Origin of the sequence: Kitasatospora sp. NPDC048715 (assembly GCF_043198905.1) — a bacterium.
Classification (GTDB): Bacteria; Actinomycetota; Actinomycetes; order Streptomycetales; family Streptomycetaceae; genus Kitasatospora; species Kitasatospora lactacystinica.
In genome coordinates, this window is record NZ_JBICVH010000005.1 from 339,410 (window position 1) to 365,167 (window position 25,758).

At 75.7% G+C, this 25,758-nt stretch carries 25 protein-coding genes and 1 pseudogene; 13 read left to right on the forward strand and 13 right to left on the reverse strand.

Going from position 1 to position 25,758, the window contains the following annotated elements; genetic code table 11:
- Window positions 1-230 precede the first annotated feature (230 nt).
- Together ACGFSC_RS12530 and ACGFSC_RS12535 are read left to right on the forward strand one after the other, a co-directional pair.
- Entirely contained in the window at window positions 231-887 is a 657-nt protein-coding gene (locus ACGFSC_RS12530; protein ID WP_359906560.1) for a hypothetical protein, read from the forward strand.
- A 50-nt stretch (window positions 888-937) separates the two neighbouring features.
- A complete protein-coding gene (locus tag ACGFSC_RS12535) occupies window positions 938-1,243 on the forward strand; it encodes a hypothetical protein (RefSeq protein ID WP_359906563.1) in 306 nt (101 codons plus the stop codon).
- Between the two features lie 49 nt (window positions 1,244-1,292).
- Here ACGFSC_RS12535 and ACGFSC_RS12540 read toward each other — a convergent pair whose 3' ends face one another.
- Entirely contained in the window at window positions 1,293-1,673 is a 381-nt protein-coding gene (locus tag ACGFSC_RS12540) for a VOC family protein (RefSeq protein WP_359906566.1), read from the reverse strand.
- A gap of 230 nt (window positions 1,674-1,903) precedes the next feature.
- Between ACGFSC_RS12540 and ACGFSC_RS12545 the strand changes: the two genes are divergently transcribed.
- Window positions 1,904-2,686, forward strand: coding sequence for a hypothetical protein (locus tag ACGFSC_RS12545; RefSeq protein ID WP_359906569.1), 783 nt, complete (start codon window positions 1,904-1,906; stop codon window positions 2,684-2,686).
- 292 nt (window positions 2,687-2,978) lie between these two features.
- Here ACGFSC_RS12545 and ACGFSC_RS12550 read toward each other — a convergent pair whose 3' ends face one another.
- Both ACGFSC_RS12550 and ACGFSC_RS12555 read right to left on the reverse strand, forming a co-directional pair.
- A complete protein-coding gene (locus ACGFSC_RS12550) occupies window positions 2,979-3,482 on the reverse strand; it encodes a cupin domain-containing protein (RefSeq protein WP_359906572.1) in 504 nt (167 codons plus the stop codon).
- Between the two features lie 135 nt (window positions 3,483-3,617).
- On the reverse strand, window positions 3,618-4,082 hold the full coding sequence (locus ACGFSC_RS12555; RefSeq protein WP_359906575.1) for a MarR family transcriptional regulator: 465 nt from the start codon (window positions 4,080-4,082) through the stop codon (window positions 3,618-3,620).
- Window positions 4,083-4,223: 141 nt separating this feature from the next.
- Between ACGFSC_RS12555 and ACGFSC_RS12560 the strand changes: the two genes are divergently transcribed.
- The gene (locus ACGFSC_RS12560; protein WP_359906578.1) at window positions 4,224-5,759 is read left to right on the forward strand and encodes an alpha/beta fold hydrolase; all 1,536 of its coding nucleotides are present in this window, start codon (window positions 4,224-4,226) and stop codon (window positions 5,757-5,759) included.
- 113 nt (window positions 5,760-5,872) lie between these two features.
- Here the strand turns inward: ACGFSC_RS12560 and ACGFSC_RS12565 are convergent, their stop codons facing one another.
- Window positions 5,873-6,760: a LysR family transcriptional regulator gene (locus ACGFSC_RS12565; protein ID WP_359906581.1), complete on the reverse strand. Its 888-nt coding sequence runs from the start codon at window positions 6,758-6,760 to the stop codon at window positions 5,873-5,875.
- 65 nt (window positions 6,761-6,825) lie between these two features.
- Here ACGFSC_RS12565 and ACGFSC_RS12570 point away from each other — a divergent pair, with 65 nt between their 5' ends.
- Window positions 6,826-7,623 (forward strand): NAD(P)-dependent oxidoreductase, encoded by a 798-nt coding sequence (locus tag ACGFSC_RS12570; protein WP_359906584.1) that lies wholly within the window; start codon window positions 6,826-6,828, stop codon window positions 7,621-7,623.
- A gap of 72 nt (window positions 7,624-7,695) precedes the next feature.
- Here the strand turns inward: ACGFSC_RS12570 and ACGFSC_RS12575 are convergent, their stop codons facing one another.
- Window positions 7,696-9,912 carry an MMPL family transporter gene (locus tag ACGFSC_RS12575; RefSeq protein ID WP_359906587.1) on the reverse strand — a complete coding sequence of 739 codons (2,217 nt, stop codon included), beginning with the start codon at window positions 9,910-9,912 and terminating at the stop codon, window positions 7,696-7,698.
- A gap of 183 nt (window positions 9,913-10,095) precedes the next feature.
- Window positions 10,096-10,623 (reverse strand): RidA family protein, encoded by a 528-nt coding sequence (locus ACGFSC_RS12580; RefSeq protein WP_359906590.1) that lies wholly within the window; start codon window positions 10,621-10,623, stop codon window positions 10,096-10,098.
- A 92-nt stretch (window positions 10,624-10,715) separates the two neighbouring features.
- Here ACGFSC_RS12580 and ACGFSC_RS12585 point away from each other — a divergent pair, with 92 nt between their 5' ends.
- Window positions 10,716-11,099, forward strand: coding sequence for a VOC family protein (locus ACGFSC_RS12585; RefSeq protein WP_359906592.1), 384 nt, complete (start codon window positions 10,716-10,718; stop codon window positions 11,097-11,099).
- Window positions 11,100-11,143: 44 nt separating this feature from the next.
- Here the strand turns inward: ACGFSC_RS12585 and ACGFSC_RS12590 are convergent, their stop codons facing one another.
- Entirely contained in the window at window positions 11,144-11,560 is a 417-nt protein-coding gene (locus tag ACGFSC_RS12590; protein ID WP_359906595.1) for a VOC family protein, read from the reverse strand.
- 5 nt (window positions 11,561-11,565) lie between these two features.
- A complete protein-coding gene (locus ACGFSC_RS12595; RefSeq protein WP_359906649.1) occupies window positions 11,566-12,027 on the reverse strand; it encodes a helix-turn-helix transcriptional regulator in 462 nt (153 codons plus the stop codon).
- Between the two features lie 273 nt (window positions 12,028-12,300).
- Here ACGFSC_RS12595 and ACGFSC_RS12600 point away from each other — a divergent pair, with 273 nt between their 5' ends.
- The 3 genes from ACGFSC_RS12600 (at window position 12,301) to ACGFSC_RS12610 (ending at window position 15,148) form a co-directional block, all read left to right on the forward strand.
- Entirely contained in the window at window positions 12,301-13,485 is a 1,185-nt protein-coding gene (locus ACGFSC_RS12600; protein ID WP_359906598.1) for a PP2C family protein-serine/threonine phosphatase, read from the forward strand.
- Window positions 13,486-13,780: 295 nt separating this feature from the next.
- Window positions 13,781-14,359, forward strand: a complete 579-nt coding sequence (locus tag ACGFSC_RS12605; protein WP_359906652.1) for a carbonic anhydrase — start codon at window positions 13,781-13,783, stop codon at window positions 14,357-14,359.
- A 156-nt stretch (window positions 14,360-14,515) separates the two neighbouring features.
- The gene (locus ACGFSC_RS12610; protein ID WP_359906600.1) at window positions 14,516-15,148 is read left to right on the forward strand and encodes a flavin reductase family protein; all 633 of its coding nucleotides are present in this window, start codon (window positions 14,516-14,518) and stop codon (window positions 15,146-15,148) included.
- Window positions 15,149-15,253: 105 nt separating this feature from the next.
- On the opposite strand, the gene ACGFSC_RS12615 is transcribed toward ACGFSC_RS12610, so the two are convergent.
- A complete protein-coding gene (locus tag ACGFSC_RS12615) occupies window positions 15,254-15,844 on the reverse strand; it encodes a hypothetical protein (protein ID WP_359906603.1) in 591 nt (196 codons plus the stop codon).
- A gap of 387 nt (window positions 15,845-16,231) precedes the next feature.
- Here ACGFSC_RS12615 and ACGFSC_RS12620 point away from each other — a divergent pair, with 387 nt between their 5' ends.
- Both ACGFSC_RS12620 and ACGFSC_RS12625 read left to right on the forward strand, forming a co-directional pair.
- Window positions 16,232-17,380, forward strand: a complete 1,149-nt coding sequence (locus tag ACGFSC_RS12620) for a serine hydrolase domain-containing protein (RefSeq protein WP_359906606.1) — start codon at window positions 16,232-16,234, stop codon at window positions 17,378-17,380.
- Between the two features lie 4 nt (window positions 17,381-17,384).
- A complete protein-coding gene (locus tag ACGFSC_RS12625; RefSeq protein WP_359906609.1) occupies window positions 17,385-18,161 on the forward strand; it encodes a MerR family transcriptional regulator in 777 nt (258 codons plus the stop codon).
- Between the two features lie 297 nt (window positions 18,162-18,458).
- Here the strand turns inward: ACGFSC_RS12625 and ACGFSC_RS12630 are convergent.
- Window positions 18,459-18,716: pseudogene (locus ACGFSC_RS12630) on the reverse strand (lasso peptide biosynthesis B2 protein); the annotation flags it as partial.
- Here ACGFSC_RS12630 and ACGFSC_RS12635 point away from each other — a divergent pair.
- The gene (locus ACGFSC_RS12635) at window positions 18,704-19,429 is read left to right on the forward strand and encodes a class I SAM-dependent methyltransferase (RefSeq protein ID WP_359906612.1); all 726 of its coding nucleotides are present in this window, start codon (window positions 18,704-18,706) and stop codon (window positions 19,427-19,429) included. The pseudogene ACGFSC_RS12630 and the gene ACGFSC_RS12635 overlap by 13 nt on opposite strands.
- Before the next feature lie 88 nt (window positions 19,430-19,517).
- Here the strand turns inward: ACGFSC_RS12635 and ACGFSC_RS12640 are convergent, their stop codons facing one another.
- The 3 genes from ACGFSC_RS12640 to ACGFSC_RS12650 all read right to left on the reverse strand — a co-directional run bounded on the left by ACGFSC_RS12640 (window position 19,518) and on the right by ACGFSC_RS12650 (window position 24,590).
- Window positions 19,518-20,024, reverse strand: a complete 507-nt coding sequence (locus tag ACGFSC_RS12640; RefSeq protein ID WP_359906615.1) for a hypothetical protein — start codon at window positions 20,022-20,024, stop codon at window positions 19,518-19,520.
- 228 nt (window positions 20,025-20,252) lie between these two features.
- Window positions 20,253-20,516: a DUF4287 domain-containing protein gene (locus tag ACGFSC_RS12645; protein ID WP_359906618.1), complete on the reverse strand. Its 264-nt coding sequence runs from the start codon at window positions 20,514-20,516 to the stop codon at window positions 20,253-20,255.
- A 99-nt stretch (window positions 20,517-20,615) separates the two neighbouring features.
- The gene (locus ACGFSC_RS12650; RefSeq protein ID WP_359906621.1) at window positions 20,616-24,590 is read right to left on the reverse strand and encodes a Pls/PosA family non-ribosomal peptide synthetase; all 3,975 of its coding nucleotides are present in this window, start codon (window positions 24,588-24,590) and stop codon (window positions 20,616-20,618) included.
- Between the two features lie 442 nt (window positions 24,591-25,032).
- Between ACGFSC_RS12650 and ACGFSC_RS12655 the strand changes: the two genes are divergently transcribed.
- A complete protein-coding gene (locus tag ACGFSC_RS12655) occupies window positions 25,033-25,740 on the forward strand; it encodes a histone deacetylase (protein ID WP_359906624.1) in 708 nt (235 codons plus the stop codon).
- Window positions 25,741-25,758: the final 18 nt, after the last annotated feature.

Below are 25,758 nucleotides of genomic sequence, written 5' to 3' on the forward strand. Positions count from 1 at the left end.
TCGCGCGACCGGGCGGGGTCGGTCGCCGGTCGGCCGCTCGGTCGGTCGCCGGTCGGCCGCTCGGTCGGCCGCGGGGTCGGCCGACGGACGGCGGCCCCGACCGCGGGGCGGAGGCGGCCCGGGTGCCGGCCCCTCTCCCCCGGGCGCCGTCCGGTCCCGCGTGGACACGGCCCGGGGGGCCGTCGAGGATGGATGCCGCAGGCGGCCCGCCGGGCGTGCGAGGAGGAGCGATGGATCCGTCGCACACGGCCCGGGCCCGTCGCCCGGCGACCGCCCGGGGCCCTGCGGGCCCGCGCCGGCTGCGCTTCGACGGCTGGATCGCCGGCATCGGCACGGCCTCCGGCACGCGCGTGGTCGTGGGCCACTGGGCGGCCTCGCCGTTCGGGCCGTTCTCCGACGTCATGGTCGAGCACGCCGACGGCACCCGGATCCTGCTGGCGCCCACCGAGGGGACGGCGGAGTTCATCGCCGACACGTACGCCTTCGACCGGGTGCGGGTCGTACCGGTCGCGGTGCAGCGGGGCGCGACGCGCTGGCGGGTCACGGCGGGCCCGCTCGACCTGCGCTTCACCACCGGGCGGCGCGGCGTTCTGGGGCTCGCGCTCAGGGCGGTGCCCGGGCCGATCGCGGCCCGGCCCGGCTGGACCGCGCTGACCGACCCGCTCGCCCGGCTCCTGCTCGGCGTGCGGACCCGCGGCACCGCGGGCCGGGGCCGGCGCGAGTGGTACGGCGTCCGCGACCTCCACGCGGTCACCGCGGTGACCGCCGTGCTCGACGGCCGACGGCTCGGCCCGCTCGCACCGGTCGCACCGGTGCGGTTCGGCTTCGGTTCCACCCCGCGGCGGCCCTCGCTCGTCCGCGTGACGACCACCGTGGCCCCGCGCTGACGGCGCTGGCGCGTACCGACATGCACCGACGCGCACCGACGCGCGATCACATGGGCGTCCGTTCGCTCAACTCCGTGGACCCGCCCGGGCCGTGGCGGCTCGGACGCGCCGGCGCCCACCCGGCCGTCGGCGTGACCGTTCCCCTGGAGGTGGCCGCGGACCACCCGGCGACGGCCCGCGTGCTGGGTACCCACTACCCCGACGACGACATGCCCGACACCCAGTTGCTCATCGCGACGTTCTCCGCCATGGCCCTGCTGACCTGCCTGTGGTTCGTCGTCACCGGCCTGCGAAGCCGCTCCCGCACGCCGTCGCCGGCCCCCGGTGGCCGGCCCGCGGAGCCCGCGAGCCCCTGAGCGCGCGCGGGCCCTCGCGAACGGGTCGCCGTACGGACGTGGCCCGGGCCTACCGGGGCCCGTGCGGGCTGCCGATCCGCAGCAGATTGCCGCTGCGGTCGACTAAGGCGAACTCCCGCATCCGGTAGGCGGTGTCGGCGGGCGGGGTCAGGCGGCTGCCGGTGGCCGGGTCGGTGGGCACGCCGAGCCGGGCCCAGTCGCGGTGCAGTGCGTCCGCGTCCCGCACCTGCAGGTAGCAACCGGCGGCGGTGGACAGCGGGTCCACCCCGGGGTCGTGGCGGAAGTGCAGTTCGACCGTGCCCCGGACGAGGATCAGGTAGCCGTCCTCGCCGTCCCAGCGCCCGCGCGGCTCGAAGCCCAGGCGGGCGTAGAACTCCTGGGTCTCGTCCAGGTCCCGGCTGGGCAGGACCGGCACCGCGTACTCGTCCATGGCGCCACCGTAGGCCACGCCGCCGACGATCGCCCCGGCGGCGGGGCGGCGAACCGGTGGCCGCTGCGGCACGGCTGCTCCGAATCGACCCGGCGGCCGGCGGTGGACGCGCTCGGCAACCGGCCGGGCACGGAGGGGAGTTGAGTACGGGCGCGGATTGCGGGGCCGGGTGCGGGCGGGACAGGGTGTGGGGCGCAGACGCGTGTGCGACCCGAGAGGACCCCCTGCTGGTGAAGAAGCTGCTGAAGGACGTGGCCACGAGCCTCGTCCACCTCGTCGTCATGCTGGTGAACCCGGTCCTCAACGGTGTGCAGTCGCTGCGGGCGATGCACTGGCCCACCGAGCGGCGCAGGCTGAAGCTGATCGACTCGCCGGCGGCGCGGGCGGCCCGGGCGGCGGAGCGGGAGCGGATCCGGGGACTGGTCGAGGCGCTGGGGGCGGTGGAGGGGGTCGAGCACGTGCTGACCCAGGTCCTGGACCAGTCCACCCTCCCGTCCTCCTACGGCCTGGACCACCCCCGGGACACCCTGCTGGTCTGCCGGATCTACGCCCGCGCCTACTTCGTCGTCCGGGAGGACGCCGGGGACGTCCTCGACGTCCTCGACGCCCTGCGGCGGATCGAGGCGGCGGACGTGGCCCCGTGGCAGGCCCACGGCCAGGGGCCGGACCCGGCCGGCAGCCTCGACCACGCGCTGCGCTGGCACCGCGACGGCGGAGTCGACGCCGACGGCCGGCGGATGCAGTCCCCCTGCCTGTCCAGCCCCGGCGCGACGCTGACCTGGGACCGGGACGGCATCCCCAACCGGGACCCGATCCCGGCGGGCCCGTACATCAACCGGCTCTACGTGTTCGAGCAGACGCCGGCGGACGTGGACGCGGCGCAGTTGCTGAGCGAGGTCCGCGCGGACGGGCGGGGCGTGGTCCTGGAGCTGGCGTTCGGTGCGAACTGGGTCGGCTACTGCCAGTACCACAAGGTGGCGCGCGGCGGTTTCCTGGGACGCGGGCGGCTCTGAGCCGGGGCTCCGGGGGCAAGGGCGCTTCGGGCGGCGCCCGGAGCGGCCGGGAAGGCCGTCCGGGCGCGCCTCACCCGTTCAGCCGCGGCTCAGCACTGGGGGCGGCGGCCGTGGTTGGCCCCGCGCCTGGCCCTGGCCTTCTTCTTGCGTCGGCGCTTCGACGACATGGCCACTCCTCTCGCGACCGGGACACTCCCGGGCTACCACCGTTCCACACCCGGGCGGGCCCGGCCCGTCGAGCGGACCGGAGCCGTCGGGTGGCCCGGACCCGTCGGGCGGCGGCGTGCGGGGCTCAGGCGCCGTCGCCCGCCAGGGCCGCCCGCCAGGCCGGGCTGTCCACGTAGTGGTTGTCGAAGCGCTCCGCCGAGGCGGCGATCGCGCCCGGGTCGCTCTCGCCGCGCATGACGCTGCCCAGCAGGCGCAGGTAGTCGAAGCGGTCCATGCCGGGGGTGAACACGCACAGCACGTCGGCCTCGGCGCCGGGGGCCGCGGCGAAGGCGTGCGGGGTGTGCGGGGGCACGGCGAGGAAGTCGCCCGCGCCCAGCACGGAGACCTCCTCGCCGACCAGCACCCGCAGCGAACCGCTGATCACGAAGAACAACTCCCAGGCCCGGGTGTGGAAGTGGGCGGGTGCTCCGGGGGCGCCGGCGGCGAAGGTGGAGCGGTAGACGGTGAAGCCGCCCTCCTCCGGGGCCGAGTCGGCCAGCAGGGTCATGGTGGAGCTCGGATCGGTGCAGGTCTCGGCCTCGGCGCAGCGGGTCAGGACGGGGGCGGCGGTGTTCTTCGTCGTCGTCATGTGACCAGCCTATGAGTGGAAAGACCGCCGATCGGGTGGCAATCGGCGATCGTTTCCATGGGTCAATTCCGTCCTGCGAACGGGCCCGTACCGTCCTGCTGGGGCGCTCGGTCGGAGGCGGTCGGTCGGGGGTGGTCAGTCGGGGAGGTTGCCGTTGCCGCCCAGGTTCGCCACCATGCGGCGCAGCACGTTGATGGTGGTCACGAACTCGTCGGTGTCGATGCCCTGGTGGGCGCGTTCGCTGATCCTCAGGTTGCGTTCGCGGGCGCGCAGGCGGCCGGCCTCGCCCTCCTCGGTGAGGGTGAGGGCGCCGTCGGCGTCCTCGGTCAGCCAGCCGCGGGCGATCAGGTCGTCGTAGACGGTGTCGAAGGCGGTGTCCTGGTCGTCGTAGGGGGTGAGCCGCTCGGTCAGGGTCGTGCGGGTCCATCCGCCGGGGCGGCCGGCCGCGTGGTTGAGCGTCCACCAGTGGGGCTGGGTGAGGCCTTCCACCGCCAGTTGTTCGCGCAGGCCGTCCACCACCAGGCGGCGGTAGACCTCGCCGGTCCATGCCCCGATGGGCTGGGCGGCTATGATCTGCGGTTCGTAGGTCTTGATCGTCATGTCCGGTGCTCCTTCGGCCGATCGACGATCGACTGATCGTCAGGACGCGACCGACCGTAGGACCTCAAGCCGACTTGAGGTCAAGGCGGATCGGGGGGCCGGATCCCCGGTTGCGGCCAACTCCCTTCTAGGCTGGCCGATATGAAGACCGCACCGGCGCTCGCCACCGCCCTCGCCCTGTCCGCGGCCACCGTGCTCACCGCAGCCGTCCCCGCCTCCTCCGCTCCCTCGGCGCCCTTCGCCGCCCCCGCCTCCGCTTCCTCGGCCGGCGCCGATCAGCTGGAGCCCTACCGCCGCCAGCCGCTCGCCTGGGCCGCCTGCCAGGAGCCGCAGTTGGCCGCCGCCGGCGCCGAATGCGCCTCCCTGACCGTGCCGTTGGACTACCGCGAGCCGCGGGGCCGCACCCTGTCCCTGGCCGTCTCCCGGATCAGGTCCGCGGACCCGGCCAAGCGCCGGGGCGTCCTGCAGACCAACCCCGGCGGCCCCGGCGACCGCGGGCTGGACATGCCGGTCGCGCTGCGGGAGCAGCTGGCCCCCGGGACGGCGGCGGCCTACGACATCGTCGGCATGGACCCGCGCGGGGTCGGCGCCGGGAGCCCGGACTGCGGCCTGACCCGCGGCACGTGGCTGCGCTCGGCCGGCACCGGCCGGGCGGGCTTCGAGCAGGCCTGGCGCCTGGCCAAGGCCGACGCGGACGCCTGCTGGAACAAGCACCCCGATCTGCTGCCCCACCTGACCACCCGCAACACCGCCCGGGACGTCGACGTGCTGCGCGCGGCGCTGGGCGAGCAGCGGACCTCCTTCTTCGGGCAGTCCTACGGCGCGATGCTGGGGGCGGTGTACGCGCAGCTGTTCCCGCAGCGCGTCGACCGGCTGGTGCTGGACAGCGCCCTGGACCCGGCGCGGTACGGCATGGGGGCGTTCCAGGACATGGCCGGCGCCAACGAGCGCGCCCTGGACGAGTTCGCCGCCTGGGCCGCGCCGCAGGACGGCGCCTACCACCTGGGCGCCACCCCGGCGGCGGTGCGGGCCACCGTCGAGCAGCTGGTGCGCCGGGCCGAGGCGGCGCCGATCGCCGTCGACGGCTTCCGGCTCGACGGGGCCCTGCTGCCGGTGCTGCTCGCGGTCTGCCTGAGCGACGACCGCGACGGCGCCCTGTGCGCGGACGTGCTGCGGCAGTTGCTGGACGCCGCCGACGGCCGGCCGGTCCAGGCGGGCCCGGCCCTGCACCAGCTGCTGACCATGCTCCTCGCCCCGGGCCCGGAGGCCGGCGCCGGCCTGTCGTCCGCCCTCGGCATCCTGTGCGACGACGTGGCGATGCCGCGTTCGGCCCCCTGGTACCGCGACGCCGTCGAGCGCTCCCGCGCCGCCGAACCGGTCTTCGGCCCGGTCTACAACGCCCCCGTCCCGTGCGCCGCTTGGCGCAGCGCCCCGCTGGAGCCGCCCGTCGAGGTCCGCAACGCCGTCCCCGCCCTCCAGCTCCACGCGACCGGCGACACCCACGCGACCTACCAGGGCGCCCTGGCGCTGCACTCCCGCCTGCCCGGCTCCCGCCTGGTGACCGTCCCGGGCCGCGTCCACACCCTCTACCTCAACGCCTACAACGCGTGCGCGAACGCGGCGGTGGACGCCTATCTGTCGACGGGGGCACTGCCGACCGCGGACACCGTCTGCTGAGCCGATGCGCGTGCACAGCGGCCCCCTCGCCCGTTCCCGGAGTTCCGCGTGGGCGGCTTCCGCCCGACCCTGCAGTCCCGGCCCCGCCATCCGGCCGTGCTCGCCCTGCGCCGCTAACCGGCGCCCTCGCGCAGGAGCGCCTCGAAGGCCGCCACCGCCGGCGGCACCCGCTGCCCGCGCCTGGTCACCGTGTACACCTGCCGGACCGGGGTGTCGTCCGGGTGCAGGGGGACCAGGGCGATGCCGGGGCGGCCGACGCGGGCGGCGAGGGAGGGGATCAGGGTGGCGCCCAACCCGGCGGCGACCAGGCCGAGTTTGGCGGTCCAGGCGCCGACGGTGTACTCGATGCGGGGCTGGAACCCGCTGCGGACGCAGGCGGCGAGGAGGGTGGATTCGGCGTGGCGGCGGGCGGCGATCCAGGGTTCGTCGGCGAGTTCGGCCAGCCGCAGGCGGCGGCGTCCGGCGAGGCGGTGCCCGCGCGGGAGGGCGACCAGCACCGGGTCGTCCATCAGCGGGCGGAAGTCGAAGCGGTCGCCGTCGTCGGCGGGTTCGGTGTACGAGGCGACGAGGGCGAGGTCGACGGCCCCCTCGGCGAGCAGGTCCAGCAGGTGCGCCGCCAGCCCCTCGGTGAGGCCGATCTCCACGTCCGGGTGTGCGGCGCGGAAGGCGGCGAGGGCGCCGGGGACGAGGTCGGCGTTGGCGCTGTCGAAGGCGCCCACCCGCAGCCGTCCCGCGGTGAGTTCGGTGAGGGCGGTCAGGTCGCGCCGGGTGGCGTCGAGCCGTTGCAGCATCGCCTCGGCGTGCGGCAGCAGGGCGCGGCCGTGCTCGGTCAGCCGTACGCCGCGCGCCAGCCGGTCGAACAGCGGCGTGCCCAACTCCCCTTCCAGGGTGGCGATCTGGCGGGAGATCGCGGACTGGGTGTAGCCCAGGCGCTCGCCGGCGGCGGTGAAGGAGCCCAGGTGTGCGACGGTGCGGAAGACGTCCAGCCAAGCCATGTCCATTGCGCATGACTACCATGCCGGACATTCGCTTGTCGCCTGGCTCATGGCTGCCTAGCGTGGCGGCCATGAAGAAGACCGCTTTTCTGGGACTGGGCCGGATGGGCCTGCCGATGGCCCGCCGACTCGCCGACACCGGGCACCCGTTGACCGTCTGGAACCGCTCCCCCGGCCGCGCCGAGGACCTGGCCGGGGTCACCGAGGCCGCCACCCCGGCCGAGGCCGTGCGCGGCGCGGACGTCGTCGTCACCATGCTGTCCGACCCGGCGGCCGTCGCCGAGGTGGCCGGGCGGTGCGCGGCGGAGCTGGCGCCGGGCGCGCTGTGGATCGACATGTCCTCGATCGGCCCGCGGGCGACCGCCGACCTGCGCGCCGGGCTGCCGGACGGCGTCGCCCTGGTGGACGCCCCGGTGCTGGGCAGCACGGGCCCGGCGGCCACCGGCGGTCTGACGGTCTTCGCGGGCGGCGAGGACGCGGACCTGGACCGCGCGCAGCCCGTCCTGGAGCAGCTGGGCCGGGTGCGGCGCTGCGGCGGCCCGGGCTCGGGCGCGGCGCTGAAGGTGGTGGTGATCGGCGCGATCGTCGCCTGCGTCACCGCCCTGGGCGAAGTCCTGGCGGTGGCCGAGGAGTTGGGCGTGCCGCAGGAGCAGGCGCGGGAGGTGCTGTCGGCCGGGCCGCTCGCGGGGGTGGCGGCCCGGGCGTTCGGCACGGAGTCGGACTTTCCGGTCCGGCTGGCCGCCAAGGACCTCGCCCTGGCGGGCGGCGGCCCGGTGCTGGCGGCGGCCCGCGAGGTGCTGCTGGCGCACCCGGAGATCGCCGAGCAGGACCTGTCGGCGGTGCTGGGGGCGCTGCGGCGCGGCCGGTAGGGCGGCCCGGCGCCCGCGCGCCGGCGCCCCGACCAGGGGGCCGGGGCGCCGGTGCGCGGGGCGGGTGGCCCGTCAGTCGTGCGAGAAGGTGATCCGCGGCAGCACCCGGTCCAGCCGGCGCGGGGTGTGCCAGGCGGCGTGCCCGGTCAGGCGCAGCAGGACGGGCAGCAGGACGAGCCGCACCAGGGCCGCGTCGAGGAGGACGGCGGTGCCGAGCACGATGCCCATCTCCTTGGGCGGCAGCGGGCCGGACAGGGCGAAGGTGAAGAACACCGCGACCATGACGCCGGCGGCGGCGAAGACGACCCGGCCGGAGTGGGCCAGGGCGCCGGTCATGGCGGCCTTGGGGTCGCCGGTGCGTTCGTAGTGCTCCTTGGCGGAGGCGAGGAGGAAGACGGTGTAGTCCATCGCGATGGCGAAGATCATCGCGAAGAAGAACACCGGTGCCCAGCCGTCGAGGAAGCCCTGCGGGGTGAAGCCCAGCAGGCCGGCTCCGTGGCCGTCCTGGAAGACCAGGCGGGCGACGCCGAAGGCGGCTCCGGTGGACAGCAGGCTGGCGGCGGTGCCGAGGGCGGCGATCAGCGGGGCGCGCAGGGCGGCGAGCAGCAGCAGGAAGCCGAGGGCCATGACGACGCCGATGACCAGCGGGGTCTTCTCGGTGAGCAGGTGCTGCAGGTCGAGGTTCTCGACGGCGGCGCCGCCGACCATGGTGTCGGCGGGCAGTTCGGCGCGCAGGGTGTGGACGGTGCCGGAGAGGTCGGGGCTGGAGGGGTCGACGGTGGGCACGGCCTGGATCATCGACCAGCCGGAGCCGTCGGCGGCCGGCTGGGCGGGCATGGCGGCGGCGATGCCGGGGGTGGCGGCGACCCGGGCGGTGACGTCGGCGGCCCGGTCGGTGGGGGTGAGGATCTGCAGGGTGCCGGGGGCGCCGGGGCCGAAGGCCTGCTGGACGGCGGTGTAGCCGGCGCGGGCGCTGGCGTCCTCGGGCAGGACGGTGATGGACGGCATCGCGGTGCGCAGGCCGATGACGGGGGCGGCGAGGGCGATCAGTGCGGCGAGGGCGAGGGCGCCGTAGCGCAGCGGGTGCTTCCACAGGCGTTCGCCCCAGGCGGCGAAGCGCGGGGAGGCGGAGGTGTCGGATCGGGCGGACCTGGACCGGGGCAGGGCGAGGGCGTCGACGCGGTGGCCGAGCCGGCCGAGGACGGCGGGCAGCAGGGTGAGGGTGGCGGCGAGGACGAAGAGGACGGCGAGCATGATGCCGCCGGCCATCGAGCGGAACGCCGGGGAGGGGACGAGCATGACGGCGGAGAGGCTGATCAGGACGGTGGCGCCGGAGAGCAGGACGGCCTTGCCGGCGGTGTCCATGGTCTCGGCGACGGCGCGCACGGCGTCCGCGGCCCCGGCGGTGCCGCGCGCGGTGCGGGCCCGGCGGGCGGCGCGGAAGCGCACGACGAGGAAGAGCGCGTAGTCGATGCCCAGGGCGAGGGCGAACATCATGGCGAAGTTCATCGCCCAGACGGAGACCGGGAAGAGGTGGCTGATCAGCACCAGGGAGCCGGCGGAGGCGGCGAGGCCGGCCATGGTGAGCAGCAGGGGCAGGCCGGCGGCGACGAGGGAGCCGAAGGCGAGCACCAGGATGGCGAGGGTGACCGGCCAGGACATGAACTCGGACTTCATCATGGCGTCGTGGTTGGCCTTGTTGAAGTCGCTCCACAGGACGGAGGCGCCGGTGGCGTGGACGCCGACGCCGTCGGTGGACAGGGCGCCCAGGGGTTCCTTGAGGTCGTCGGCGGCGCGGACCATGTCGTCGGGCGAGGCCTTGGCACCGGCGAGCAGGACGGCGGTGCGGCCGTCGGGGCTGATGGTGGCGCCGGGCTGGGGGGCGATGACGGTGGAGACCCGGGGGTCGGCGGCGGCGAGGTCGCCGGCCGCGGTGATCACCTGCTGGACGGCCGGGTCGGTGACGGGGCGGTCGGCGGCGACGACGATCTGGATCGCGGAGGAGGCGTTGCCGGCGAAGTGCTGCTCGGCGAGTTCGCGGACCTGGACGGACTGGGAGCCGTTGGCCTGCCAGCCGGCGCCGGACAGTGCGGTGGTGACCTTGGGGGCGAAGGCGCCGAGGCCGATGACGACGATCAGCCAGCCGACCAGGACGGCCTTGAAGTGCCGGGTGGACCAGACGCCGAGGCGGCCGAGCGGCCCGGGTCGGCCGCCCTCGGGGGCGCCGCCGCTCGCGGGGGCGTCGGGGGGCGGGGCGGCGGGCCGTACGGCTTCGGCGGGGCGGTTCACGGGGGCTCCGTTCTCGGGTGTCCGGGGTGCCGGATGCCCGAAAAAATACGGGTGGGGGTATCTCGACCTGCGACAACAGCACCCATCCCGCGGTTCATTCCCCCACCGGCCGACCACCGTCCGGCGGCCCCGCCCGTAGCGCCGCCGCCCCGGTCGGTCGGCCCGGTCGGCCCGGTCGGCCCGCTAGCCGATCACCGCGTCCACCTCGACCTCCACCAGCCACCGCTCGTCGATGAAACGCGACACCTCCACGAAGGTGGTGACCGGGCGGATCTGCGCGAAGCGCTCGCCGTGGGCGCGCGCCGCCTCCCGCCACTGGCTCATGTCGGTGAGCATGATGCGGGTCCGCACGACGTCCGCGAGCGTGGCGCCCGCCTCCCGCAGGGCGGCCTCGGCGATGTCCAGGCAGCGGACGGTCTGGGCGTGGACGTCGCCCTGGCCGACCGGCGCGCCGTCCTCGCCGATCGGGGCGGTGCCCGCGACCGCGACGTAATCGCCCTTGCGCACGGCCCGGGAGAAACCGATCCGCGGTTCGAGGGGCGAGCCGGAACTGACTGTCTGTCGAGTGCTCTCCATCGCCCCATCGTGCCGCACCGGGGTGCGCGCCGGGCCGTCCGCCTGCGCGAACGCCCCCGCGCGCCGCCCGGCCCGCGGGCAGGCGTCCGCGGACCCGTCGGGCCCTTCGAGGTCGAGCGGGATCGGGATCCCCACGCATCGGCCTCCGGCCCCGGAGGCGTACCGTCGTCCGGGCGGGCGGATCAATCCCCTTGCGCCGCGACATGATCGACGTAGGCTGACGGACCATGGCATGCCGCATCAGCGAACTGGTCATCGAAGCCGCCGACCCCGAGCGGCTCGCCGCGTTCTGGAGCGAGGTCCTCGGCTACGTCGAAGTCGGCCGCGAGGGCGGCGGCACCATCGAGATCGGGCCGCCCGGCACCGGCTTCGGCGGCCCGCAGCCCACCCTCTTCTTCCTCCCCAACAGCGAGCCGAGGCCCGGCAAGCTCCGGCTGCACATCGACGTCAACCCCACCGACCGCGACCAGGACGCCGAGCTGGAGCGGCTGCTCGCCCTCGGCGCCGAGCCGGTCGACGTCGGCCAGCCCGCCGACGCCGCCTGGCACGTCCTGGCCGACCCGGAGGGCAACGAGTTCTGCCTGCTGCGCACCCGGCTCCAGCCCGTCTGACCCGCCCCGGGCCGCCACAGGCCGCACAGGCCGCCGGCCGGCCGCTACCTCGTGCGCGGCTGGTTGAAGCGCAGCATGTTGCCCGACGGGTCGCGGAAGGCGCAGTCGCGCACCCCGTAGGGCTGGTCCATCGGCTCCTGGAGGACCTCGGCGCCGGCCGCCCGCAGCCGCTCGAAGGTGGCGTCGCAGTCGTCGGTGCGGAAGATGACACCGCGCAGCAGGCCCTTGGCGAGGAGTTCGGCGGCGGCCCGGCGGTCGGTCTCGGAGGCGTGCGGGTCGGCCAGCGGCGGCTCCAGGACGATCTCCACACCGGGCTGGTCGGGCGAGCCGACGGTGACCCAGCGCATGCCCTCGAAGCCGACGTCGTTGCGCACCTCGAAGCCGAGGACGTCGTGGTAGAAGGCGAGCGCCCGGTCGTGGTCGTCGACGGCGATGAAGCACTGCGCGAGTTCGATGCTCATGCGCGTCACGCTACGGGAGCGCCGGGGCCGCCGTCCCGCCGGGCACCCTCGGCGTCCTCAGCACCCTTGACCCCCTTCGTCCCCTTGGCCTCCTTGGCCTCCTTGGCCTCCTTGGCCTCGGCGCGGCGCACCGGGCGGGTGCGGACCTTGGCGATGCAGGCCGGGATCGCCGCGCCCGGCTCGTGGTCGCCGGCCCGGTAGGCGCTGGGGCTCTGCCCGACCAGCTCGGTGAAGCGGGTGCTGAAGGAGCCCAGCGAGGTGCAGCCCACCGCCATGCACACCTCGGTCACGCTCAGGTCCCCGCGCCGCAGCAGCGCCTTGGCCCGCTCGATCCGTCGGGTCATGAGGTAGCTGTACGGGGTCTCGCCGTAGGCGGTGCGGAAGCTGCGCGAGAAGTGGCCGGAGGACATCAGCGCGGTACGGGCCAGCGCCGGCACGTCCAGCGGCTGCGCGTACTCGCGGTCCATCCGGTCCCGGGCCCGGCGCAGCCGCACCAGGTCGTCGATCGGCACCCGGCCCGCCGGGGTCGCACGGGAGGACGGCGGCACGGGCGGGGACGGCGGCACAGGCTGCGGCGTTGGCGCTGACGGGGGCGGGGGCGTGGACGGGGAGGACACACCGGCCACCGTACCGAGCGCCGCCGACAGTCGCCGTCCCCCGCCCGGCGCAGCCCGCTCGCGCCCGCCCCGCCGCGCCGACCACCCTGGAGGGACGGCCGGGCGGCGGAGAGGACGGCAGGGGTGGACCGCAAGGATCAGCAGCCCGCCGCCCCGCGCGCCCCCGCCAACCGGACGGTGGTGCTCGGCGTGCTGGCCGCCACCGCCGCCGTGCTGCTGGTCCAGGCGGCCAGCGGCACCAGCTCCCGCCTGGTGCTGCTGCTGGTGTTCCTGCCCGCGCTGATGGCGGGTCTGGGCACCATCGCCCAGACGGTGGCCGTCTCGGTGTGGGTGACCGCCGTGGTCGTGCTCCATTCGCTGGTGGTCCCGCCCGGCGACCTGCCGGCCCGGCTGGGCACCCTGGTGGGCGTGGTCGCCGCCGAGGCTGCCGTGATCGGCCTGTGCGCGCGGCGGGTGCGGCGCGAGCGGCAGCTGTCGCGGATGCGGCAGAGCGCCGTCGCCCTCCAGCGCCAGCTGCTGCGCCCGCTGCCCGTCACCACCCCGGACGTGCGCCTGGACGGGCTGTACCGGCCGGTGGAGGAGGACGCCATGGTCGGCGGCGACCTGTACGACGTCGCCGAGACCCCGCACGGCACCCGGGTGCTGGTCGGCGACGTCCAGGGCAAGGGCCTGCCCGCGATCGGGACGGGCTTCGCGGTGCTGAGCGCCTTCCGGGAGGCGGCCTTCCGCGAGGCGCGGCTGCCCGCCGTCGCCGACGCCCTGGAGGCGGCGGTGGAGCGGCACAACGCGTACGCGGTGCAGAGCGGCGAGCAGGAGCGGTTCGTCACCGCCACCGTGCTGTGCGTCGGCGGCCCGGACGGGACCGGCACCGGGAACGGGAACGGCACCGGGAACGGGACCGGCGAAGGGGCCAGGACCGGAGAAGGGGACGGCTCCGCCACCGAGGTACGGGCCGTCAACTGCGGCCACCTCTCCCCCTACCTGCTGCACGCCGACGGCCGCGTGGAGCCCGTCCCCCTGGACGCCGGCATCCCGCTCGGCCTCGCCGCCCTGGCCGCCCCCGGCGAGCCGCGCCCCGTGCGGCGCTTCGCGCTGCCCGGGGACGGGGTGCTGGTCCTGCTCACCGACGGCATCACCGAGGCGCAGGACGCCTCCGGCACGTTCTACCCGGTCGAACAGGGCCTGGCCGACCTCGCCGCCACCCCCGCCGACGCCCTGCCCGAGGCCCTCGACCGGCGGGCCCGGCGCTGGAGCGGCGGCCACAGCCGCGACGACGTCACCGTCCTCGCCCTGCGCCCCGCCCCGTAGCCGCCCCACCCGCCGCCCCGCCCCGCAGCCGCCGGACCCGCGGCCCGGGCCCCCGTCGGAGCGGTACGGGCCCGCACGGGGCGCATGAGGCCGTACAGGGGTCGCATGCGGATCGCACGGGGTCGTACGGGCCCGTCCGTGGGGCCGTCCGACCCTTGACCCCCGGCTGCGGGCTCCACCTGCGGCGATCTAGGGTGCAGACATGATCCCCACACCGATATCCGAGCCCGAGCCCGGCCCGCTCGACGGCCCCACGGACGACTTCCTGACCGACCCCGCCCAGGCGCTGCGGGTGATGATGCAGGGCAACGCCCGGTTCGTCGCGGGCAACCCCGAGCACCCCAACCAGGACGCCGGGCGCCGCGCGGCGCTCGCCCCGGCGCAGCGGCCCTTCGCGGTGCTGTTCGGCTGTTCGGACTCCCGGCTGGCCGCCGAGATCATCTTCGACCAGGGCCTGGGCGACCTGTTCGTGGTGCGCACCGCCGGGCACGTCACCGGTGCGGAGGCGCTGGGCAGCATCGAGTACGGGGTGAGCGTGCTGGACTGCCCGCTGGTGGTGGTGCTGGGCCACGACTCCTGCGGTGCGGTGGCGGCGGCGCTGGAATCCCTGGAGCAGGGGCAGCTGCCGGGCGGTTTCGTCCGGGACGTGGTGGAGCGGGTGACCCCGAGCGTGCTGTCCGCGAAGGCGGCGGGCATCGAGGACAGCGACGGGATCGTGGACGAGCACATCCGCCAGACCGTGGACCTGCTGGTGGAGCGCTCGCAGGCGCTGGCCGCGAAGGTCGCCGAGGGGAAGGTGTCCGTGGTGGGCCTGTCCTACCGGCTGCGCGACGGCCGGGCCCGGCTGATCGCCGCCCGGGGGCCGGTGGGCTGACGGAGCGCCCGCCGCGGCGGGCCCTGCCGTCCTCGGGAGCCGCAGGACCTGCGGGACCTGCGGGAACGTGATGTCCGATCACCGCCAGCGCCCCCGGCCGGGCCGGGGCAGAGTCGGTGACCGCAACGATTCCCCATCCCGAGGACGGCAGTTCCCGTGCACAAGGTCATCGATCTCAAGGTTCTCTACTTCGGCACCCCGGTGGTGCTGATCGGATCCCGCAACGAGGACGGCAGCGCCAACCTCATGCCGATGTCCTCGGCGTGGTGGCTGGGGCAGTCCTGCGTGCTGGGTCTGGGCGACAGCTCCCAGACCGCCGCCAACCTGCGGCGCGAGGGCGAGTGCGTGCTCAACCTGCCCTCCTCCGCGCAGGTGGACGCCGTGGACGCCCTCGCGCTGCTGACCGCCGCCCCGCGGATCGCCGAGTACCGGCTGAAGCAGGGCTACCGCCACGAGCGGCGGAAGTTCGCCGCCGCCGGTATGACCGAGCTGCCCGGCGAGCTGGTGCGGGCGCCGCGTGCCGCCGAGTGCCCGGTGCAGCTGGAGTGCCGGGTGGAGTCGGCGACGGCGCTGACGGGCGGCGGGCGCACCGCCTTCGAGGTGTCGGTGGTGCGCGCCCACGTCGAGGAGAGCCTGCTGGTGCCCGGCAGCGACCACTACGTCGACCCGGTCGGCTGGGACCCGCTGATCATGAAGTTCTGCGAGTTCTTCGGCGACGGGCGGCGCCTGTCCCCCTCCCGCCTCGCCGAGGGCTGGCAGATGCCCGGGCGGCTGCCCGCCGCCGTGTGACGTGACGCCGGCTCAGCCCTCGGGCCCCCGGCTCAGCCCCCGGCTCAGCCCTCGGGCCCACCCGCTCGGCCCTCGGGCCCCCGGCTCACGGCCGCGCTCCCCCGCTCACGGCGCGACGGTCGCCCCGCAGGAGTCGCACACCCGCGTCGCGGGCAGTTCCAGGAAGCAGGTCGGACAGATCGCCGGCGGGCGCGGCGGGGCGGCGACGGCGGCCTTGCGCTCCACCGAGGCGCGCAGGCGCGGGGCCAGGGCGGGCGTGCCGCCGTCGGCGGGCAGGTCGGCGCCGAAGTGCCGGTAGCAGGCCAGGCGGGCGGCGGCCGCGTGCTGCTCGCGGTCCATCTCCGCGGCCACCGGCGGCTGTCCGGCCACCGCCAGCACCTCCTGGTAGCCGGGGCCGACCCGGCCGTCCGTGGCGTGCACCACCAGGGCCGTCAGCGGCGGGTCGCCGCGCCGGTGCGCCTCGCGGATCACCAGGGACAGCACCTTGCCGATCCAGTGCCGCTGGTTGACCCGGGTGCGTACCCCGGAGGCCTCCTGCACCGCCTCGGCCAGGTCCGCGTAGCTGATCACCGCGTGGTAGCGGCGCGCCACCTCCACCAGGGCGGGGTAGGCCGCCCGGGTCCACACGATGTGCGCCTGGGTGGCGCCGACCGCCGCGCCGTCCGACACCCGCCAGTAGCTGTGCTGCTCCGTCATCCGCCCGCCCCTGTCCGTCTTGTCCGTGTCTGTCCTCCGCAGTCCCCCGCCGCAGCGAGGCTACCCCGCCCCGGAACGGCACCCTCGGGCGGGGCCTCGCCTCGGACGGGGCTTGACTTCAAGTCCTGTTGAAGTCGTGGAATGGGTGCCGACCGCAGCCGTACGGGCAACCCCGCGGTCGATGCCCCGCCCGTACGGACCCGTACCGGGGCCGGGGCCGCCGTCTTCCCGATCGTGCCGACGGCGGCCCCGGCTCCGGGTCCTCCCGCCCCCGTCCACGCCGCGGCTGTGAGCCGGATCACGGTTGAGGTTGACCTCGGGTCAGGGTGCAGGCTCCCCTCATCGGGCCCGATGACCACGCGGGCCCCACGGATACGAGGGGGCAGCATGTCCACCACCCACCACTCCACCCACCACGCCGGCCACCACCTCGGCCACGGTCCGGACCGCCCGGAGCTGCGGCGGGCGATCGAGGAGATCGCCGAATCCGGCTTCCTCGGGGTGCAGGTGCGGGTGAACGACGCGCGCGGCGAGTGGGTCGGCAGCGCCGGGGCCCGCGAGCTGGGCCGCGACGGCAGGCCGCCGGCCGACGGGCACTTCCGCGTCGGCAGCGTCACCAAGAGCTTCGTCGCGACCTCGGTGCTCCTGCTGGTCGCCGAGGGCCGGCTGGCCCTGGACGACCCGGCCGGCGACCACCTGCCCGGGTTCGGGCTGGACCGGCGGATCACGGTGCGGATGCTGCTGCAGCACACCAGCGGGGTCTTCAACCACACCGGCGAGTTGGCGGAGGACGGGACGTTCGTGCCGGGCGTCCCGTGGCGGGGCAAGGAGTGGGTGGACGCCCGCTTCCGCACGTACCCGCCCGAGGAGCTGGTGCGGCTGTCGCTGTCCCGGCCGGCGCGGTTCGCGCCGGGGGCGGGCTGGAGCTACTCCAACACCAACTACGTGCTGGCCCGGCTGCTGGTCGAGCGGGTCGGCGGCCGCCCCTTCGCCGAGGAGCTGCGGCGGCTGGTCCTGGAGCCGCTGGGGCTGACCGGCACGGTGGCGCCGGGCGCCTCGCCGGAGGTCCCCGCGCCGCACGCCCGCAGCTACTACCGCTACGAGGACGCCGGACGGGAGCGGACGCTCGACGTCACCCGCCACGACCCGTCCTGGGTCGCGGCCGGCGGCGACATGATCTCCACCACCCGGGACCTGCACACCTACGTCTCCGCGCTGCTCGGCGGCAGGCTGCTGCCGCCCGGCCTGCTGGCCGAGATGCGCACGCCGGAAGCGACGGTCGGCTACGGACTGGGGCTGTTCGCCCAGGAGAGGGCGGGCGGCACCGTCTTCCACCACAACGGCGCCACCATCGGCTCGGCGGCGCTGATGTACGGCTCGCCGGACGGCGGCACGACCCTCACCGCCGGGCTGAACTACGTGGACGACGCCGACGTGTCCATCGCGGCGGCGTTCCAGGGCGCCCAGCGGCGGCTCGTCGACGAGGTGTTCGGCACCGGGCCCGGCCCCGCGGCATCCGGTCGTACGGCAGGCTGAACGAATGACAAACGGAGTCACGATCGGGCAGGCGGCGGCGTACGTCGGCGTCACGGTGAAGACGGTGCGGCACTACCACCGGCAGGGGCTGGTCGACGAGCCGCAGCGCGACGCCTCCGGCTACCGGCGGTACGGGTCGGGCGAGTTGCTGCGGCTGGTGCAGGTCCGGACGCTGGCCGCCGCCGGGGTGCCGCTGGCGGAGATCGGGCCGCTGCTCGACGCCGACGGCGAGCGGTTCACCGCCGCCCTCGCCGACGTGGAGCGGCGGCTGGACGAACGGATCGCGGAACTGACCGCGCGCCGCGACACCCTGCACCGGCTCGCCGACGGCGACCGGGCCCTGCTGCCCGACCGCGCCTGCGCGGCCCTGGAGCGGATGCCCGGGCTCGGCTTCGGCCCCGACTACGTGGCGGCGCAGCGCGAGGCCCTGGTGCTGGCGCGGGCCCTGGTGCCGGAGGGCTTCGACGGCTTCCTGTCCCAGCTCGAACACCGCCTGGACGACCCGGAGTTCGTCGATCTGGCCAGACGCGGCCAGGAGGCCGAGGCCTGGGCGCCGGACGATCCGAGGATCGAGGAGCTCGCCGCCGCCATGGCCGACCGCTGCCTGGCCAACCCCGCGCTCCTGGGGGACCCCGACAGCCTGCGTGCCTGGGCCAGGGCCTCCGTCCAGTACCGCCTGATCGACCGCCACCGCGACGACGAGGCCCCGGTCTCGGCCCGGCTGACCGCCCTCACCGAGGCCAGGCTGCGCGCCGCCGGCGTCCCGGCCCCGCACCGGTAGCGGCCCCGGCCGGTGCGTGGGAAGTCGGCCCGCCCGACTTCCCCCGCACCGGCGGCGCTCCGTGCCCCGGCCGCGAACCCACCGCCCGAACGCACGAGAAGTCGACCCCGCCGACTTCCTGCACCGCCCGGCCGCCCCGCTCGCCGACCGACCCGCCGCGGTCGGCGGCCCGGCGGGCGTCCCGGGCGTCCCGGGCGGGGCTGCGGTGCGACGGTGATCAGCCGCTGGAAGTGGGCGGGTTCGGCGGGGTTCGTCGACGGGTTCGCCCTCGGCCTCGATCCAGGCGTGGGCGCGGAAGGGGGCGGTGCGCACGCCCGTGCGCCAGGTCGGCCGGCTGCCCCGGGTCCGGCACAACAGGGCTGCGGCGATGGGGCGTTGAAGACAGCCCTGGCCGGCGCAGCGCATGCCGAGCGCGACCACGGCCTGCCCGGCGGTGGGGGCCTCGGCCCGGCGGGCGGGGGACGGGGCCGGTTTCGGCCGGCCGTGGACGAAGTGGCGCCGACCCGTTGGGCGCCGGGCGGGGCTTCGCCTAGGTTCGACCCATGGTGGACGCATGCTTCGGGCACCCGCGGCTGGCCGCGGTCTACGACCCGCTCGACCCGGACCGCGGTGATCTCGACGCCTACCTGCGGATGGTGCGGGAGTTCGGGGCGCGCCGGGTGCTGGACATCGGCTGCGGCACGGGGGTGTTCGCACTGCTGCTGGCCGGGCGCGGGGTCGAGGTGGTCGGCGTGGATCCCGCACTGGCGTCCGTGGAGGTCGCGCGGGCCAAGCCGGGCGGCGGGCGGGTGCGGTGGATCCACGGTGACGCCACGCGGTTGCCGCCGCTGCGGGTCGACCTGGCGACGATGACGGCGAACGTCGCCCAGGCCGTCGTCGGTCCGCGGGACTGGCAGGGGACGCTGCGGGGGGCCTTCGGGGCGCTGCGGCCCGGCGGGCGGCTGGTCTTCGAGACCCGTGACCCGGCCGCGCGCGCCTGGCAGGAGTGGACCCGTGGGCGTTCCCACCGGGTGACGGACGTCCCGGAGGTCGGCCCCGTCGAGAGCTGGGTCGACCTGACCGGGGTGCGCTGGCCCCTGGTGTCGTTCCGGTGGACGTACGTGTTCGCCGCGGACGGGCAGGTGCTGACCTCGGATTCGACGCTGCGTTTCCGGGAGCGGGAGGAGGTCGAGCGGGATCTGGCCGCCCACGGCTTCGTGGTGGAGGAGGTCCGCGACGCGCCCGACCGGCCGGGCCGGGAGTTCGTCTTCGTGGCCCGGCGCCCGTGACCCCCGTGAACTCCCCTGAACTCCGGCGGTCTTCCCGCGAGCCTGCGCGATCCGCTCCCCTGGCCGGGCGGCGGGCGCGGCCGACGGATCAGGACCCCTGGGCGCCGATCTTCCGGTTGGCGAGGCGGATGAGGTCCTTGGCGAAGGCGCGGTGGACCGAGGGGACGACGACCGCCATCGCCAGGTGTCCTGCCCGGTGCTGGAACTCGAAGCGGCGGAAGGACGTCAGGACGCCCGTCGCGCCGACCTCCCTGACCGTCGCCAGGTCGCGCCACGCGACCGCGTCCCGGACGCCGCCGAGGAGGTCGGTCACGGCCACGCCGTCCTCGTGCAGGCGGCACTGGCGGATGCCGAGCCGCCCGGCCGCCCAGCGCCAGGCGAAGGCGAGGCCGTAGACCGCCAGGACGATCGCCACCACGATCGCGGTCTTGATCACGGCGTTGTCCGGCCGCATCACCACCAGGCCGACGAGCAGCACCAGGCAGAACACCAGGACGAACCGCCGCCCGAGCTGCCAGAGCAGCCCGGGGACGCCGATGACGGAAGCACTGCGGTGGAGCGCACCGAACGCGGGCTCCCTGAACTGCCTTGCCATGCCGATCCCCTGTCCCGGTAGCGGAGTTGAGCGGCGTGATCGCCGACTCCCCGCGCCCACTGTCGGGGAGCGCCGGACGGCTGGCAAGTCGTCGGGCGGCGGGTGGGCGGCGGGGGGCCGGGTCCTCCGGGCCCTCCGTCACGGGGCCCTGGTTCGAGGCGGCCCGTACGACCTGACGGGTCGTCTCCCGGGCCCGCGCGGCGGCGCTCCCGCGTGTTCCCGCCGGGCTCAGGCGGCCTTCTCGGCGAGGGTGTGGGCGACGAGGGCGTTGGCGTGGCCGTGGCCGAGGCCGTGCTCGGTCTTGAGCCAGGCGACGAGTTCCATGTGCTTGGCGAGCGGGGAGGTGCGGACGAGGTCCTTCCACTCCTCGATCGGGCGGCCGTACTTCTTCTCGATGGCGGGGAAGTAGGACGCGGGGTTGCCCTTGGCGGCCGGCTTCTTCTCGGCGGCGGGCTGCACGGCGGCGGGCTTCTCGGCGGGGGTGGCGGTCATGGGCGGTTCCTCTCGGCGGGGCACGGCGGGAAGCGGTGCGGTCACGGGTATGGACCGTGACCGCACCGCGAACTCATCGCCCCGCGTGGGTGATCCGCGTCACACCCCGGCGGCGGCCCGGCGGCGGCGCCGTCCGGCGGGCGGGGTGGGGTCGGCGTTCCAGGCGGCGACGGGGTTGCCGAGCCAGTGCCCGCCGCCGGGGACGTTCTCGCCGCGCATGACGAGGGAGGCCGGGCCGACGGTGGTGCCGGCGCCGAGGGAGGAGTTGAGCAGCACGATGGAGTGCGGGCCGGTGGTGGAGCCGGCGGCGAGGTGGACGGGGCCCAGGCGCATCACCCGGTCGTGGAAGAGGTGGGTCTGCAGGACGGTGCCGCGGTTGACGCTGGCGCCGGCCTCGACGGTGACCAGGTCGGTCTCGGGCAGCCAGTGGGTCTCGCACCACACGCCGCGTCCGATGCGGGCGCCGAGGCTGCGCAGCCACACGTTCAGGTAGGGGGTGCCGGTGATGGTGTGGCCGCCGAAGGGCATGGCGAGTTCCTCGACGAAGGTGTCGTAGAGCTCGTTGCGCCATACGAAGGAGGACCACAGGGGGTGTTCGGCGACGCGGAAGCGTCCGACGAGCACCCATTTGGCGGCGGTGGTGAGGGCGCAGGCGGTGACGGCGGCGGCGATCAGGACGAGTCCGGCGGCGCCGAGGGCGGCGCCGAGCCCGTAGGCGTCGCGCAGTTCCTGGAGGGCGGCGAGGACGAGGTCGCCGAGCAGGGCGGCGAGGACGATCGGCAGCAGCCGGCAGAGTTCGACGCCGGCGCGCGCCCACATCAGGCGCCGGGGCGGGTCGTAGGTGCGGCCTTCGGTGCCGGTGTCGGCGACGCGGGGCAGGGCGAAGGCGGGGCGGCCGAGCCAGGAGGAGCCTTCGGGGGCGTGGGCGGGGGTGTCGGACAGTACGCCGACGAGGGAGTTGTCGGGCAGGTGGCGGCCGGGGCCGACGATGCCGGAGTTGCCGACGAAGGAGCGGCGTCCGACGTGGGCGGGGCCGAGGTGGAGCCAGCCGCCGCGCAGTTCGTAGGGGGCGACGAGGGTGTCGTCGGCGAGGAAGGCGCCGTCGTCGACCCGCATCAGGCCGGGCAGGGCGAGCACGGTGGAGGCTTCGACGCGGCGGCCGACGCGGGCGCCGAGCAGGCGCAGCCACACGGGGGTGAAGAGGCTGGCGTAGAAGGGGAAGAGGGTGCGCCGGGCGGTGTCGGCGAGGCGGCTGACGGCCCAGGCGCAGAAGGCGACGCGGCCGGTGGCGGGGTGGAAGCCGGGGCGCAGCGGGCGGGACAGGAGGCGGACGAGGAGCGCTATGAGGGTGGCGTAGCAGGTGATGGTGAGGGCGGCGAGGGGGACGGTGGCGGGCAGGAGTTGGACGAGGGCGCCGGCCAGGGTGGCGTCGGTGTCGATCATCGGGTAGACGATGAGCAGGGCGGGCAGGGCGGCGATGATCGGGACGAGGCCGAGGACGGTGAAGCCGGCGCCGTAGGCGAGGTTCCAGCGGCGGGGGGCGGGGGCGGGGGTGGTGGGCCAGTCGGCGGGGGCTTCGGTGGCGGGGCGGGCCGGGGAGCCGGTCCAGTGTGCGCCGGGTGGGACGGGGGTGGTGGCGGTGACGCAGGAGCCGGGGGCGATCTCGGCGCGGGCGCCGATGCGGGCGCCGGGCATGAGGGTGGCGCGGTGGCCGATGCGGGCGCCTTCGCCGATGTCGATGCGGCCGAGGTGGAGGGTGTCGCCGTCGAGCCACCAGCCGGCGAGGTCGGCTTCGGGTTCGACGCAGGCGTGGGCGCCGAGGCGGGCGAGGCCGGTGACGGGGGGCAGGGTGTGGAGTTGGACGCCGGGGCCGACGCGGCAGCCGAGGGCCTTGGCGTAGCGGGGGGCCCAGGGGGTGCCGGCGAGGGCGGCGGTGCCGAACATGGCGGTGTAGCGTTCGGCGGCCCACAGGCGCAGGTGGACGTGGCCGCCGCGGGGGTGGCTGCCGGGGCGGATGCCGGCGGTGAGCAGGCGGGCGCCGGTGGCGGCGAGCAGGGTGCGGCCGGGGGCGCTGTAGAGGAGGAGCAGGCCGGCGGCGACGGGCCACCAGGAGCTGTGGGGGGCCCAGGCGAGGTTGCTGCCGGTGAGGTTGTCGAGGGCGATCAGGACGAGGATCCAGCGCAGTCCGGCGAGGGAGAACATGCCGAGGAGCAGGAGGGTCTGCCAGAGGCCGGCGCTGCGGGGGGTGCGGCGTACGGTGCGGCCGCGGACGGCGGTGGTGGCGGCCGTGTCCTCGGGTGCGGTGGTGGGGGTGAGGGTGTCGAGGTGGGCGGCGAGGTCGGCGAGGACGGGGTGGGCGTACAGGTCGGCGACGGAGACGCCGTTGTGACGGGTGCGCAGTTCGGAGACGAGGCGGGCGGCGGTGAGGCTGGAGCCGCCGAGGGCGAAGAAGTCGTCGTCGGGGCCGGGGGTGGTGCCGAGCAGGCGTTCCCAGTGGCCGGCGAGCAGGCCGGCGGTGCCGTCGAGGGCCCGGGCGGCGGGGGCGGTGCCGGTGGTGGCGAGCGGCCAGGGCAGGGCGCCGCGGTCGACCTTGCCGGAGGTGCGGGTGGGCAGGGAGTCGACGAGGGCGAGGACGGGCACCAGCGGGGCGGGCAGGTGTTCCAGGAGCCGGCGGCGGGCGGTGGTGAGGTCGGGGGTGGTGCCGGGGTGGGCGACGAGGTAGCCGACGAGCAGGTCGGCGCCGGCGGGGGTCCTGCGGACGGCCGCGGCGGCGGCGCGGATGCCGGGCAGGGCCTGGAGGGCGGCGTCGATCTCGCCGAGTTCGATGCGGCGGCCGCCGAGTTTGACCTGGTCGTCGGCGCGGCCGAGGAAGACGAGGCCTTCGGGGTCGTTGCGCACGAGGTCGCCGCTGCGGTAGACGCGGGGTGAGGCGAGGGCGGGGTGGGCGCTGAACTTCTCGGCGTCCTTGGCGGGGTCGAGGTAGCGGGCGGTGCCGACGCCGGTGATGAGCAGTTCGCCGCTGGCGTGCCAGGGGACGGGGTTTCCGGCCCGGTCGACGACGGCGATCTCCCAGCCGTCGAGGGGGGCGCCGATGCGTACGGGCTCGCCGGGGAGCAGGCGGGCGGCGGTGGCGACGACGGTGGTCTCGGTGGGGCCGTAGGTGTTCCAGAACTCGCGGCCGTCGACGGCGAGGCGTTCGACGAGTTCGGCGGGGCAGGCCTCGCCGCCGACGATGATCAGGCGGACGGCGTCCAGGCATTCCTGCGGCCACAGGGCGAGCAGGGTGGGGACGGTGGAGACGGCGGTGATGCGCCGGGTCACGAGCCAGGGGCCGAGGTCGGTGCCGGCCTTGACCAGGGCGCGGGGGGCGGGGACGAGGCAGGCGCCGTGGCGCCAGGCCAGCCACATCTCCTCGCAGGAGGCGTCGAAGGCCACGGAGAGGCCGGCGAGGACGCGGTCGCCGGGGCCGAGCGGCCGGTGGGTGAGGAAGAGGCGGGCCTCGGCGTCGACGAAGGCGGCGGCGGAGCGGTGGGTGACGGCGACGCCCTTGGGGCGGCCGGTGGTGCCGGAGGTGAAGATGATCCAGGCGTCGTCGGCGGGGCCGGGCCAGGCGGGGCGGCCGCCGGGGCGGGCGGCGGCGCCGGGGTGGAGGACGCGGCCGGGGCCGAGGACGGCGCAGACGGCGGCGTCCTGCCAGATCATCCCGGCGCGCTCGTCGGGGTCGTCGGCGTCGACGGGGACGTAGGCGGCGCCGCAGCGCAGGACGGCGAGGACGGCGATGTAGAGGTCGGCGGTGCCGGAGGGGATGCGGATGCCGACGCGGTCGCCGCGGCCGATGCCGTGGCCGGCCAGTTGCCCGGCGAGGGTGTCGACCTCGTGGAGCAGGGCGCGGTAGTCGAGGACGGTGTCGCCGGTGTCGAGCGCGGGCGCGTGGGGGTGGGCGTCGGCGGTGGCGGCGACGATGTCGAGCAGGCTGCGGGGGTGGGCGGCCTGGGCCACCGGCCAGCCGGCCGCGGGGCCCTGGTGGGGGCGGTGCAGCGTGCCTGGGCCGGCCGTGTCGTGGCGTGCGTCCATGGATGGGTTTCCTTGGCTCCGGAGTCCTGGGGGGCGCGTACGGGTGTACGGGTGTACGGGTGTACGGGTGTGACGCCGGGTGACCCGGTTGTCACCTGCGGGAGGCGCCCACTCACCATGACTCTGCTGGGAGTCGGCTGGATGCAGCGAAGGTTCGATCAAAGGGAATTCTCATCATCGATGCCGCATGGGAACAGCAACGGTATGAATCGAATGACATTTCGCGGGTTTTCGCTCTTTTCCGCTGGTGAAGAGTAATCGCCGAATACCGGAACGGCGCGACGGGAGAGGGAAGGGTGATGAACACCATGGCGTCCGGAACGCTACCGGTGGCGAGGGGGTCGCTACCGGATCGGGGGGTTCTGGTCGGATCATCGGACTGTTCACGGTTTTCACATCTTCGTGTGGGACCCTTTCGCACACCTCGCCGCGGCTCCGTCCTGTGAGCGGGCCGGGAAAGGACCCCTCGGGCCGGGAATCGGCCGGGCATTCCGCCGAGGACGAGGGGCCGCGGACCAGCGCCGCCGGCCGCAACGGGAGCGCGCTCGTCTGGTACGTGGCGTACGGCTCGAACCTGCACGCCGCCCGCCTCGCCTGCTACCTGCGCGGCGGGCGCCCGGACGGCGGGGCGCAGGCCCAGCCCGGCTGCCGCGATCCGCGCCCGCCGCGCCGGGCGGTGGCCACCGTGCTGCCGGGCACGCTCTACTTCGCCGGGCACTCGCTCACCTGGGGCGGCGGCTCGGCCTTCTACGACCCGGCCACTGGCGGCGAAGTGCCGTGCCGCGCCTATCTGGTGACGGTCGGTCAGTTCAGCGACATCGCCGCCCAGGAGATGCGCCGGAGCCCCGGCGCCGACCTCGACCTCGCCCCGGCGCTCGCCACCGGGCGCGCCGAGCTGGGCCCGGGCCGCTACGAAACCCTGCTGCACGTCGGCGAGTCGGACGGCCACCCGCTGCTGACCTTCACCGCCTCCCGGGGCGTGGCCGGCGCCGATCTCAACGCTCCCGCCCCGCCCTACCTGCGCACCCTGGCCGCCGGCCTGGCCGAGTCCCACGGCTGGGGCCCCTGGCGCGCGGCCGGCTACCTCGCCACCCGCCCGGGCGCGGCCGGGCACTGGACGCCGCGCGCGGTGGCGGCGGTGCTGGGCTGAACAACACCGGGACCCGCC